Genomic DNA, 13,755 nt, shown 5'->3' with positions numbered 1-13,755 from the left:
TGAAACAGCTTCCCAAGGGCAGCCGCTGAGCGTTTGTCTCGGATCAAATCCGCCTCACGCTCAGCACCGGGATCATCTCCCTGCGGCAGTTCCTGACTCTATAAATCCGGATTTGGTCACAGGACGATCTCAAGGGGATATTGGAGAACAATATCCGTAGTCCGGTTGGCCTTTCTTAGTTGGCTGTTTCAGGAGACTCGGTCTTTAATTTTGGAAGATATTTCTCTGACAGGTATTCTTCAAACGGCTCAAACTGAACCTCCGGCTCACTCTCAGCCGCAGATTGACTCTCAGTCGCAGGCTCGAGTTCAGTCACAGGCTCATTCTCGATGACAGGCATTTTCTCAAGGACAGGTTCAATCCCTGCTGTCGGTTCAATCTCCGGCGCAGGTTGACTTCCCGGTGGAGATAAGAACGTAGGCTCTGGGTCAGTTAGAAGACGAGCTGCTTGAACGGTGACTGGACCTTCAGTATTTGTTGCCTCGCGAACGTTAAGAGCCACTTGTTGACCAGCTACGGAAATGTTGGAAATCTGCATCTGTGACGGTGAGGAGATTGCAATCGGTCCTCGTCCGAGCGTGTTGTTCTTCCCTTGGAGTTGTAGGTGGATCAATGTTTCATCCGGATAGGTCAGTGTAATTTCAATTTCTGGTTCAGGGGTCGAACTTCCAATCGGCGAGCCCCAGTCGACGTGATTCGCATATCGCAAATCATAAAAACCACGTTGCATGACAACTTGTGGATCATCCAGAACGCGTCCTCCTTGTTTCACTTCGAAACTCGCAAGATGCAATTGCCAGGCATGGCTGACTCGTAGTGTAAATTCATCTTTTCCAAAACGATTTTGAGGAGTCGCGGTCAGCGAGGCCAAAATGTTTCGCATCACATGTGGAGGAGTTCGCTTTGCTCCGACGAGAGCTGCACAACGAAGCAGAACCGGTGCGGGCATATGTGCCACACGCTGCTGGTTGTTAAGCATCTTCACGATCTTCTCTTCGTCACGTGCATAAAAATAGAGGGACGCCAAAAAGATGGTACTTTGAGAGGCTTCGATATCGACATCGAGATTCCTGAGAATCGCATCTTCCGCCATCGCAATTCGACCATGTCGTTGCAGGATTCTCGCAGCGATCAGATTCGCTTCCCAAACATCGGGTGAGTACTCAAGTGCTCGTTCAGCCGACGCAACAGCAAGGTCGCTGCCGAGGTAATCCTGAATCGCAGCTTTGTTCGCCATTGCCGTCGCAAGCATGTCATCTTTACGGAAGTGACCGCTGCCAATTTTGTCGAGATAGGAATAGGTCTCGATCGCTTCTGGCAATTTTCCTAACTCCTGCTGAGTACGACTCAGGTAGTACCAGAAGGGTGGGTACGCTTCCATGTAGGGTTTCATTCTGGTCAGAATACGCAAACGAGTTTCGAGGTCCTGCTCAGCGACTGCTTCTTCCAGAGAATCAAGATCATCCCCACGAACCAGCCAGCGATCTGGAATCTCTTTCTTGCGCGCCATCTCCCAGAACGTGTCCAAGAGCTGGTTGGAACGCTTCAGCAGGCCTGAGATTTCGACTTTTTCAATCTTTAAGATATCGAGATCGCGCTGATAGGTTTTGTTCCGATAGTCCCACCAACTGTTTGCTCCAGTTTTGACAGCGCTTCCAAACTGGGCTGTGGCAAGCTCAGTCCCGAAGGCGAGCGCGTCCCAGGTGATTTGGCGACGAACCGAACTTTTATGATGCCGACGGCGCAGTTGCTTTTCACTATCGGTAATGTTGACTTGAGAGATCTCATCAAGGACTGACGTATAGAGCGAGATCACTTCCTTGTCATGAACCTGAGTCAGGTTCAAGTTGTTGAGAATCTTCTCTTCTTCTTCCCGAAGAACCTCGGCATTCGGGTTTTTACGAATACGATGAAAGGCTGCACGGCAGTAATTCAACGCAACGGCAGTACGTAACGCGTCCTCTCGAACTTCGCTTTTGTTTTCTTCGCCTTCTGCGATGAGAGATGGCGTGAACATCAGAAGCAATGAGAACGACATTAGGATTAGGCGAGGTTTCAACGATATTTTAGGCATGGCTCAAACTGGTTGAAACGAGTGGACAGGACTGCTGATCAAATTTACTCATCAACTGATCAGACTTCAGGTTTGATAATGCAGACCGCGTGCCTATTCCCAAATTTCATTTCATAATGCGGGTTAACAAAGCTTTTCGGGCTCCCTAGAGTCTCTGGGAACACCCCATCTTCACTCACCGCTACAACAGCCACTCCCGAACGGCAAGAACCGCCGCTCCGCGAGCCAAGGTAGGCATTAAGGAAAAGCGCTAATTCGTAAAACCTGCAAATTCCATTGCAAGGGTTACCAGAAATTGAATGCACTGCAATGAATAAAATGTGAGAGAACTACGAAGAAAGACTCTTCAATCGTAGTGAGCCACCGGGATAAAGATCGCCGTTCAGGAATCGTAAACGCACTTTCCGAATAGACGGGCGTTTCATCAGCAGCATCGGAAGCACGAACACGTCCCAGAGTGAATTACTTTGCCGGCTATTGACTATTTGAATTTGGAACGGTTTCTGGCTTGGCAAACCAGGATCGAACCGGCTTCTCTTCAGAAACCAGCCAGAGATGTAATTCACCGTTAAGAGCCCCTGTCACTGCAAATGTTTCCGAGACTCCCAAACTAAGAAGTTCGGCGACTGGCCCAACTCTGGTTTTCTCAACCTTGTTATCGGCCGCCGTATGGAGACGAAGTTTTTTGTCCGTTGATGTCGTCGCCAGTTTTCCGTCGCTTAACAATTCAATGGCTGAGATTGAGCCTGCAAAGCCAGTGACGTTTCGAACTTCTTTAGCATCCGTAATTGACCAGACGCGAATACGTCGGTCATCGCCTCCTGAGACAACTTCGTTTCCAGATGACAAAAAACGAACGGCGTTAACAACATTCCCATGACCGTTGAATGCGATGAGATTTTCCCCGGTGGAAAGCTCAAAAACCTTCGCGGTTTTATCGCGGCTTGCAGAGACCAATTTACTTCCATCAGGAGAAAAACAGACATCAGTGACCCAGTCAGAATGGGCATGAAACGTTTGCGTTTTGGCCCATGCTTGAGTCTCGAAAATGTGAACTTGCCCATCCGCTCCCCCAACCGCAAGTTGGTTTTGATCCGCTGAAAAAATCAGACAAGTGATAATTGACGGAGAGACGTGAAGTTGTTTCACTTTTTTCGAGCTTGCCAAATCGACGATAATGACTTCTCCCACTTCACCCGGAGTTCCAGCTCCGACAGCAAGTATGTTTGAGTCCCCCTGAAATTTCAGTGAATAGATACGCTCCGGAAATCCTGGAATTCGCTGAAGAAGTTCTCCGCTCTCCACCGACCAAACCAGAATCTCATGGTATCCCGATGAAACAATCCTCTTTCCATCTGCATGAATTGCAACAGCTTCAACTGGAACTGGAAACGGGTATGTCTCGGGCGGTAATGGATAAGTTGGACGGGCCATCACTTCGATGAGAGGAGTCCCGGGATCAAGTTGAGAATCATACTGGGCTCCTAATGTGACCCAGCGAGTGATGACTGAGATTTGCTCCGGGCTGAGAGGATCATCCTCTTTTGGCATTGATCCATCTTCAATCATGGTGACCAACGTCGAGAACCCCGGTGATTCAAAATCGAAGAGTTCTCCGGATTCACCGCCGTGTAACATCTGGGCATACGAATCAAACTTGAGTTGCCCACGCGGTTTGGATTCGTTGTGGCAGGCGAGGCATCGCTTTTGAAGAATTGGTGCAATCTCGTCGCTGAAAGAAACCCAGTTTTTATTCTGAATTGCCGACTCTCGGACTTGCTGCCACTGTAAGGCCTCGAGCTTCTCGGACTCCTGCAACTTTGCAGAGACCTTCCTGATCTCTTCGTCCAGTCTCGTAATCGCAGCCAGTTGCTTCATTGATGCGGCTGCAAGTTCCTCCACTTTCTTTTTAGCTTCCGCAATTGAATCTTGCGTTTTTTTAACCGCCGCTTCCCGATTTTCAAATTCTTTCTTCGCGGCTTCGCTAGCGAGCTTGGCAGCCTCGACTTTTTCCTTCACATCCGCCTGAAGTTTCACTTTGGCATCAAGTTCTTTGTTCGCAGCTTCTGCCTGCTTTTGCTCCTCGATGAGCTTCTTATTGAGTTCAACCAGTTGCGTTTGCAATTCCTTCTGCATCGCTTCAATTGGAACGAGCGAGAGTTTGAGTTGTTGAATTTCCAAACGACTCGTCGCGATTTCAGCAGCGTAAGTTTTCCTTTGCATGTGCTGCTGAATCGCACTGCGACGCGCTGCTTCTGTTTTCTCATGAAGCACGACATCTTGTGAGAATGCGTCGGGGCTCGTCCCTGCTTCAAACAGCATCACTGGCAAGAGGGCGGTCACAATCAATCGGAACGGTGTCAAGGACATAGTCAAGAACCATTGGAACTCTGTGGGAGGGAACGCGAATCGCAGGTTAGTTTTACGATTTCTTCAGCCAGCCCAATCGATCCAACCAATCCTCACACAGCTTTGCCCAGCGTGTTACGGGTTGATCCTTCACGGACCGCAACCCATATCCATGACCACCCGATTCAAACAGGTGTAGCTCTGAGGGAACACTTTTGCGTTTGAGTTCGGTCATCAAGGAGAGGCTACTCATTGCTGAAACGCCATCATCAAAAGCATGCACCAGAAATGTTGGCGACGATTTTTTCGTCACTTTCAAATCATCAATGAGGCTATCATCGTCGTTCACCAACCAGGCGGGGTAAATCAGAATAGCCGCATTGGGGAGACACGATTGCTTGTCAATCTCATCATTGGCTTCATACTGTCGTTGCGAGGTATACGCTGCCCGGGCAGCGGTATGACCACCAGCAGAAAACCCAAGCACCGCGATCCGCTCGGGATCGATTCCCCATTCTTTCGCATGGTGTCGCGTCAGGCTGAGAGCACGTTGAGTATCTTGAACAGGAGCCTTCCACTTCATCTTCTGCTGACTTGTCGGCACACGATATTTCAAAACGATGGCACTCACACCAATCTTATTCAGCCACTCAGCGACTTCCGTCCCTTCCAAATCCCAGGCAAGAATATTGAATCCTCCTCCGGGACAAATGATGACGGCCGATCCATTGCGAGATTCCTTGGGTGGAAGAAAAACATGCACTTCCGGATGAGCGACATTCTTCAATTTGATGATTCGGCGTCCCGCAATGAGCCGGTCAGTCGGCTTGGTAATGTCGACTTCGGGGCCGACGTCCAGTTGCTCTCCGGGAGGATCGTTCGCCCAAAGTTTGATGACGTCATCCCCGAAAAGATCTGTCTCATTCATTAAATGAAAACTTCCACAAAACAGAACGATCAAGACGAATCGAATCATAGCTTTTACCTGAAGCATGTTTGTAAGAAATGTACGCAATTGGTGTCGTTTCCTGTGTCATCGTAAGAAGGCCGTCAGTGAATAAAAGCACTCTTCGCGAACACATGAAACAGGAAAGTCTTCGAACTCGGTTGTGATTCTAGATTCCCAACATGGCTGTCAGTTATGGCTGTCAGTCGAGAATATCACGCTCAGACCGATCACTCAGGGAATGGATGAGACAACTTCACCGCAAAGATGGAATGAATAGCGACTTGAGTTGAACTGCACCACTTTTTGAATCGGTCAATAACATCGTCTTTACACGCTACTCGGAACGGAAAGGTTTGTCCAGAACAGGCGAGGTTTTGCAATTCTCTGCGAAGAATTCATTGCGACCTTCAAGCGATTCCGTTCGCTCGACCGCTTGACCAATTCGGACCGACGAGCCATCTTACAATGACATCAACTCAATTTGACTCATCACAAGATTGAAGGTCGAGACCGAATATGTCGAAGTTCGCACACCTCTTGATTTTACTTTGCGTAATCTCATCGCAGTCCGCTCTGGCCGATGGTCCCCAAGATAATTCCGTTAAAAATGTTCGCCCGATTCCGCAAGTTGGAATTGAGATCCCAGAAGAAACCAAGACGGAACTTCAGGAAAAGCTTGATCATCTGGCAGCGAAGATCAACGAGTTAAAAACTCCGAAACACAAAGAGATTCAACATCTCATCCCCGATGTGGAAGTCTTCCATCGTGCGGTCACTCAGGCGTTGCTGCATCGTGAGATGTTCCATGAACGGGACATTAAAACTTGTGTGACGCTGCTAAAAACAGGCACCGAGCGTGCCGAAGCACTCAAACTTGGCAAAGCTCCCTGGACTCGGCAACATGGGCTTGTTGTGCGAGGTTTCATCTCCGATTTAGATGGAACTGTGCAGCCGTACGGGCTCGAAATTGCAGACGACTACGACTTCGATAATCCGAGACCGGTTCGTTGTGATATTTGGTTTCACGGTCGTGGCGAGCGGACGATGGAGATTCATTTTCTTTCGCAGCGGAGTCGTGGCAAAGGGCCGTACCCACCGACCAGCGGCATCGTGCTTCATCCATACGGACGGTATTCGAACGCGTTCAAATTTGCAGGCGAAGTCGACACGCTTGAAGCACTGGATCACGTCGAGAAGAACTACCAGATTGATCAAGATAGAATCTCGGTGCGAGGTTTTTCGATGGGAGGCGCCGCCTGTTGGCAATTCGCTGTGCACTATCCAGATCGCTGGTTCGCTGCCAACCCGGGAGCCGGATTCTCTGAAACTCCACTCTTTCTCAAGTCATTTCAAGGCGAGACGCTGAATCCACCATGGTATGAAGAAAAGCTGTGGCGAATGTACGACTGCGACAAATGGGCAGACAACTTACTGCAACTTCCGACTGTTGCGTACAGCGGAGATATGGACTCGCAGAAACAAGCTGCGGATGTGATGGAAGAGGTACTGAAACGCCACGGGATTGACCTGATGCACGTCATTGGCCCGAATACGGCTCACAAAATCCATCCCGAATCAAATCAAATCATTCGAGCGAAGTTCGACTCGCTGGCAGAACGGGGGCGCGAGCGATTTCCAAACTCTGTTCACCTCACAACCTTCACGCTGAAATACAATCGATCCAACTGGATCACTATTCATAGTTTGAAAGAGCATTGGGAGCGAAGCACGATCCGGGCGAACATCACATCCAAGAACAGACTCGAAGTCGCCACCGACGGAATCACCGAGTTTTCGATTAACTTCCCGGCGGGACACTCTCCATTTGCACTTCTGGAAGTCGTCAAAGTCGACATCGATGGCCAAGAAGTCTCCACAGTCAAAACCAAATCGGACCTCTCGCTGAACGAACATTTTCATCGCCGGGGTGATCAATGGTTCGCAGGTCCCAGCGAGTCTCAGGTTCCGTTGAAGAAAGCTCACAACCTGCAAGGCCCCGTCGATGATGCGATGATGTCAGCATTTCTTTTTGTCTCACCGACCGGTAATGACGAACTCCCAAACTTAAATGAATGGGTTGATGCCGAGATGTCGCGAGCCGTCAAAGAATGGCGGCGTCACATGCGGGGCGATGTCCGAATCAAGAAAGATTCCGAGGTCACCGAAGAAGATATCGCCAACTACAACCTGATTTTGTGGGGGACTCCAAAAACAAATTCGCTGATCTGGAAAGTTGCGAAAGACCTCCCGATTCATTGGGGCGATAACACCATCAACGTCGGCGACAAAAAATACAGCAACGAACAACACGTTCCAATTCTCATTTACCCGAACCCGCTGAACCCGAAAAAGTACGTCGTCCTCAACAGCAGTTTCACCTACCGGGAATACGACTATCTCAACAACGCCCGGCAGACTCCGAAACTCCCTGACTGGTCAATCATCGACATCACCACTCCGCCAAACTTTCGCTGGCCCGGAAAAATCATCAACGCTGGATTCTTCAACGAAAACTGGGAGCTGAAGACAAACAATTGAAATGTCATTCGTAAATTGCGACTCAACTCAATTTTCCTGAGCCTCTTTCCCACCATAATTGTCCAACAACGTCGAAAAAACTCTCTACATCAACACCTGAATCCCAACTCTTAACTTTTAGCCAAACATGACTGAATCAAAACCTGTCCTGCTACACAAGCATACTCGGAAAGAGTTCCGCACGCGGTTTGCGAGTGGCGAACTCAAGGCCTGCATCATCCCGATTGCAGCCATTGAACAACACCTTGAACATTTAGAGATGGAACATGATTGGCGAAGTGCCACTCACATCGCCAGTCAAGTTGCACAGCGACTCAGCCCCAACGTACTCGTCGCTGAAGGTGTCATGGCGGGTATCAGTGAACACCATATGAGCCATCCGGGTACACTCACCCTCAGTCCGGCAACGTTTCTGGCTGTCCTCACCGATTTGATTGACTCCGTCGTTCGTGCTGGCTTCAAAAATGTTTTGGTCCTGAACGGTCATGGAGGAAACATCATTCCATGTGAGGCTGTCTGGGATCAGTTGTTGCGGCGTTTTCAAGTGAACTTACAGTTCCTGCCATACTGGAATGTCCTCAACCGAGAGGACGCAGAACTTCTCGAAACCAAATCAATCCCGGGACATGCACAGGAATTTGAAACCGCGTTCGCCATGGCGGTTTTTCCTGAAAACGTCCGAGAGCATGAACTCTCCAACCAACCGGACCCCGCCCCCGCATTAGCAAAACCTGAAGCAGGGCAAGAACTCATCAATCGGGTCGTCGACCGTGTTTCTGCTCATCTCGAAGAAATGATGAATGGAAAGTCAGTCGTCGCGACACCTCCGTTTTTCCCATAAGCAATAGGCTGCTGCACTTCTGGGAAAGTGCAAACTAAATGCTGACTCGCGTCGTTGGAGTTCTACTATCGGACCGATGTGTCGCGAAATCGCTGTTGGTTACTCGACGCTTTTAAAGAGCCGAATCGTGAGTGAGTGGAGTCGCCAGCGCCCCGGCGATTCCACTCCATAGTGCGGACGGCTGTCGAGCGTGAAGACTTCCCCCGCTTTCAGGACCCCGATATCGCTTAATATTCCGGACTGATCTTGAGCGTCAATATCCCCGTCAGTGCAATAAATCGCCAGCGGGGAATCATCACCAACCGTGTAATATCCTCCACAAACTCCATTCCCAGCGACAATCGCAGCTGACTCAACGATCACATCCTGATCAAAGCGAATCTGCAAACTTTCACCACTTTCCACCTGATCGAATTCGCCACCTGAGAGACCGAGTCCTCTCGCATTCGGACGGAACTGACATTCATCAGCAACAGCCTTGTCATCATCAGTCTTTCCGTTTACAGCTGCACTGATTGTCATCTTCAATGATCGACCGCGAAACGATTTCGACTGAATGTTCACTCCGCTGATCGATTGACCGTCAAAGTGGTCACCAATTTGATCAACGACTAACTGTCCGTGAGGCCCGTCGAATTCTTTCTTCGGAAAACCGAATTCGAATCGAATACGCTCATCCGAGGCAAACTCAACAAGACGATGGCCTCCCACGTTGCGATGCAATTCAGCAATCATCGCGAGGCGCCCTCTTTGCAAATTGAATGGCTCAAATCCGGAGAGATCTGTGGTCTCCTGTAAATCGGTAAAGAGATTATACAATTCAGTCGACTGTGCTGTCCCGCTTCGCAGTAGTTCTGCCTCGAAAAAGATTTTCCAAAGAGAAGGGGCTTCGCCTCTCAGTCCGAGCTCATCAAATCGCATCGCACAAGCAGCATGGTCCTCTGCCTGTTTGTGATCATTGAAAAACATGGGGCGGTAAGGAATTGGCTCGCCTGCCATCGCATCCAACACGCTGAAGCTATCTTCCGCCCCTTTTTCTCCATCGCGAAGGTTAGGAAGCGGCTGATCGATCAAGTCAGCAAACGTTGCAAACAAATCCTGCAAACCCATTAAGGAAAAATTCGTTTGCCCCGAAGTTGTGTGATTTCCATCGCCGATCCCTGCTTGTGGATACGACACCAGAAACGGAACTCGATGCCCCCCTTCGTAACAAGAGCCTTTATTGCTTCGCAGCGGCCCCGTCGCGGTGTTGTCGTTTTTTTCAGCTCCGTTGTCGCTGGTAAAAATAACCATCGTGGTCTGGAGCAATTTCATCCCAGGCTTGCGTGGATCATCATGCGTTTCGAGATAATCGAGCAGCCTCCCGAGCGCAACATCGTTTTCGTAGATGAAATCGCTTCGACGGTCCATCGGTTCGCCTGCCACACTTCGTGATGCCTCCGCGACTGGAACATCGTCTATCTGGTCGGACGGAGTATGCGGTGTGTGATTCGAATTACTTGCATAATACAAAAAGAAAGGAGACTTTTTCGTCTCATCATGCTCGAGATGCTGAGTCAGAAAATTCATTGCATTGTCGGAATGACGCTCGCCGAGATCTTTCAAAATGTACGCCTGCGGGAATTCCTTCGCGATTTGCCGACCATTGTTCGTCGCTCCGATGACAGTGCGTCCATCAATATGCCCCGGCCCGACTTTCTGATTTGGTCCATTCTTCTTCTGGTTCGGTTGCGGACCTGAAGTCCCATGTGAACGCGATGTGATCCAGCAGTGATCAAAACCATGATCGAGTGGGGAATCAAACAACGGTTGACGTAGATCGGCATCTTCAAAACCTGCAGCCGGGGAACCATCGGACCGTCGGTATCGCAATCCGATGTGCCATTTTCCGACCATGGCTGTCTGGTAGCCAGCATGTTTAAACAGTGTCGCAATCGTCGGACGGTCCCGTTCAATCATCGGATCACCTTGGGCACCAAAGAGAACCCAGTGCTTCAACCGATTCCGCCACGGATACCGCCCGGTCATCAATGCATATCGCGTCGGCGAGCAGCGACTCGAGGGAGTATGCGCATCCACAAACCGGACTCCCATTCGTGCCAGTCGCTCCATGTTTGGAGTATGAACCTGATCCTGATCGCTGTTGCCTGTCAAATCCTGATAGGCACTCGTGTCTCCCACCCCCATGTCGTCTGCCAGCATCAGGATGACATTCGGGTGATCATTTGCTTGAAGCGGTGCTTGATAGAAACTGACAAAGCAAAGCACAGTAGAAGTCAGCGATTCTCTGAAAGACATAATCTTTCCTTTGATATTTTCGATATTGTCGACACATCAAAACAGGGGAAATGTCTTCTCCTGACAAGACAACTTCGCGCCAAGCAAATCGTAGCTGTGATCGTTCCCTGAGAATAGTGAGGTAACGTTTCAGCGGGGGAGTTGCTGGCAGTGAGGAAAATCCGGAATCGCCCCAGCCATCTGACAATGGCCTCTCAAAGACTTATGAAAACTCTCATTCCAGAGGTTTTCGGAGTGATGCGAAGAACCTATAACATTCAAAGACAATCTGCAGATCAATTCCAACAAGTCAGCGGGAACATCATTCATGGCCACGTCATCGCCCTCTTCTCGAAGCCATCACAGATTGCCGGGCTTTTTGTTACTGGTCGCCATATTCTTAACTCCAGAGCATACGATCATCGCCCAAACTCAGCCGCCCACAGCCAACGCTCTCAACCTTGGCGGCGTGAATGAACAGCACGTCATGGTCCCCATGCGAGACGGAAAACGCCTTTCTGTCTATCTTTATCTCCCTGAAGGCGATGGCCCTTGGCCTGTTCTTTTCGAACAACGTTACGCCAGCTTACGCGGAAACTCGACTCGACTTTTTGCTGCCGAGCTTGCCAAAGCGGGATACGTGGTGGCCTTGGTCAATTTTCGAGGAACACATCTTTCCGAAGGGAAATGGGTCGGCTATCGAACGATTCAATGGGGAGAACTCCAAGACGGATACGACGTTTGTGAATGGTTGGCTGAACAGAAATGGTCGACGGGAAAGGTTGGAACATTCGGAAGTTCACAGGGAGGTTACGCACAGAATTATCTCGCAGTCACTCAGCCGCCACATCTGGTCTGCCAGTACATGGTTGACACCGGGCTCAGCTTATTTCAGGAAGGATATCGAATCGGTGGAACCACACGACCAGAACGCTTCAAAGGGATGGATGGAGTTGCCCGGAATCCTCAGGACAACCGAGACTTGCTCGCCGAATGGTTTCAACATCCCCATTTTGATGACTACTGGAAAGCTGAAGATGCTTCGCTTCATTTTGATAAAATGAATGTCCCGTGCTTCACAATCGGAAGCTGGTACGACTTTATGAATCAGGGATCGATCGCCAGTTTCCAGGGGCGACAGGCCAAGGGAGGACCAAACTCAAAAGGACAGCAGCAGTTACTGATCGGACCATGGCTGCACGGTCGGACGAACAAAGGAAACCGCGTTGGTGAATTAACGTATCCCGAGAACGCAGCTTGGCCATCACTTGACCACATGGTCGAGTGGTTCGACCACTACTTGAAAGGCAAAGACAACAAAGTCGAAGAGGCTCCGACCGTTCGGTACTACGTGATGGGAGCAACCGGTGAGCCGGATGCGCCAGGTAATGTCTGGAGAAATGCCGACAACTTTCCGCCACAGTCAACTTCGACACCAATTTATCTTCAGCAAGACAAATCACTCTCAGAAAAACTTCCAGAGAAGAATAAAAGTTTCACAAGTTACATCAGCGATCCACTCAACCCAATGCAAATTCCCGGTCGATCATTTCCCGGAGCTCGTGATGCACGCGCATTCGAAGAGCAGTCAGAAGTGCTGACATTTACCAGCGATGTCCTCGAACATCCAATTGAATGGACGGGACGCGTCCACGCAGAACTCTTTGTCTCCTCCACTGCACCCGATACAGATTTCATCGTAAGAATCAGCGATGTCTATCCTGATGGACGCTCAATCTTGATCGTCGACTACCCTTGGCGTGCCCGCTATCGAGATGGCTTTGATCACGAAGTTTTGATGGAAGCAGGCAACGTCTACAAAGTCGCTTTCCCGGTTGGATGGATGAGCCAGATCTTTAACAAGGGACATCGCATTCGTGTCACCATTGCCAGCACCGGCGCCCCATTGTACGAGCCGAATCCTCAGACGGGAAAACCACTGACAATCGAATTCCCGGAAGATGCACAGAAGGCTACAAACTCCATCCACCACAGCAAAAAATATCCATCAAAGATCATCGCCCCAGTGCTTCATCACAAGTGAAACGTATGACCGCGATACATCGCTAATGCTAATCGTCCAACTGAGATCTCATCAGAGCTGCGATTTGTTGGGAATCGTCATCGGTTCTTTCTTCAAGTGCATTGATCACCAGTTGCCGGCGTTCCTTCGAATGGTTTTGGCTCAGCTTGAACTTGGCTTCAATTCGCTCGATGTCTATCGTAAACCCGATCACCATACGAAGAAGCTGACTGATAAAGTCGTCCCCCGCATCCTTCATGCTCCATGCTTTTTTCTGGTCCGCTTCCATGAGGCCTACCAGTTCTTCGACGATCTCTTCCAAGCGTTGTGCATCATCAACGACATGCAACCGACCGTAAACATGAACTGCGGTATAGTTCCATGTGGGTACGGATTTCAAAGTTTCATACCAGGATGAAGAGACGTACGCGTGAGGGCCGGAAAAGACCGCCAGCACGGTTGTTCCATCCGCATGTTTCCATTGCGAATTTGCTTTAGCTAAGTGCCCCAGGAGTTGCCCGTTGTCGCCTGCATTCTGGTCCAGCAATAGCGGGAGATGCGATACGACCGGTTCTTGACCATCAAATGACGTGAGCTGAGCGAAAGGATGCGAACGGACAAATTCACGAATTCGCTTCTCATCGGTCTCAGCAAAACTCATCGGGGTATACATGTTCGGACGACTTTGCCGTAAGTTAAACGCT

General features: G+C 49.7%; 8 protein-coding genes. 3 read left to right on the top strand and 5 right to left on the bottom strand.

The genetic code is table 11. From position 1 onward, the window contains the following. Positions 1-175: 175 nt before the first annotated feature. From Mal48_RS08590 to Mal48_RS08580, 3 genes are all read right to left on the bottom strand, one after another. Positions 176-2,038 carry a tetratricopeptide repeat protein gene (locus tag Mal48_RS08590; RefSeq protein ID WP_145198006.1) on the bottom strand — a complete coding sequence of 621 codons (1,863 nt, stop codon included), beginning with the start codon at positions 2,036-2,038 and terminating at the stop codon, positions 176-178. Positions 2,039-2,548: 510 nt separating this feature from the next. Next, positions 2,549-4,444: a c-type cytochrome domain-containing protein gene (locus tag Mal48_RS08585; protein ID WP_145198003.1), complete on the bottom strand. Its 1,896-nt coding sequence runs from the start codon at positions 4,442-4,444 to the stop codon at positions 2,549-2,551. Positions 4,445-4,496: 52 nt separating this feature from the next. Next, the gene (locus tag Mal48_RS08580) at positions 4,497-5,351 is read right to left on the bottom strand and encodes an alpha/beta hydrolase (RefSeq protein WP_197442173.1); all 855 of its coding nucleotides are present in this window, start codon (positions 5,349-5,351) and stop codon (positions 4,497-4,499) included. A 537-nt stretch (positions 5,352-5,888) separates the two neighbouring features. On the opposite strand from Mal48_RS08580, the gene Mal48_RS08575 reads away from it, so the two are divergent. Both Mal48_RS08575 and Mal48_RS08570 read left to right on the top strand, forming a co-directional pair. Next, positions 5,889-7,910: a prolyl oligopeptidase family serine peptidase gene (locus tag Mal48_RS08575; protein WP_145197999.1), complete on the top strand. Its 2,022-nt coding sequence runs from the start codon at positions 5,889-5,891 to the stop codon at positions 7,908-7,910. A gap of 127 nt (positions 7,911-8,037) precedes the next feature. Next, a complete protein-coding gene (locus Mal48_RS08570) occupies positions 8,038-8,751 on the top strand; it encodes a creatininase family protein (RefSeq protein ID WP_145197997.1) in 714 nt (237 codons plus the stop codon). Positions 8,752-8,850: 99 nt separating this feature from the next. Here the strand turns inward: Mal48_RS08570 and Mal48_RS08565 are convergent, their stop codons facing one another. After that, the gene (locus Mal48_RS08565) at positions 8,851-11,049 is read right to left on the bottom strand and encodes a sulfatase family protein (protein ID WP_145197995.1); all 2,199 of its coding nucleotides are present in this window, start codon (positions 11,047-11,049) and stop codon (positions 8,851-8,853) included. Between the two features lie 307 nt (positions 11,050-11,356). Between Mal48_RS08565 and Mal48_RS08560 the strand changes: the two genes are divergently transcribed. Beyond that, positions 11,357-13,072, top strand: coding sequence for a CocE/NonD family hydrolase (locus Mal48_RS08560; RefSeq protein WP_197442172.1), 1,716 nt, complete (start codon positions 11,357-11,359; stop codon positions 13,070-13,072). Between the two features lie 28 nt (positions 13,073-13,100). Here Mal48_RS08560 and Mal48_RS08555 read toward each other — a convergent pair whose 3' ends face one another. Then, positions 13,101-13,712, bottom strand: a complete 612-nt coding sequence (locus Mal48_RS08555; protein WP_197442171.1) for an FMN-binding negative transcriptional regulator — start codon at positions 13,710-13,712, stop codon at positions 13,101-13,103. Positions 13,713-13,755 lie beyond the last annotated feature (43 nt).

This window comes from Thalassoglobus polymorphus (assembly GCF_007744255.1).
Classification (GTDB): Bacteria; Planctomycetota; Planctomycetia; order Planctomycetales; family Planctomycetaceae; genus Thalassoglobus; species Thalassoglobus polymorphus.
Note: the sequence above shows the minus strand (reverse complement) of the source record. Positions and strands in the feature narration are given on the sequence as shown.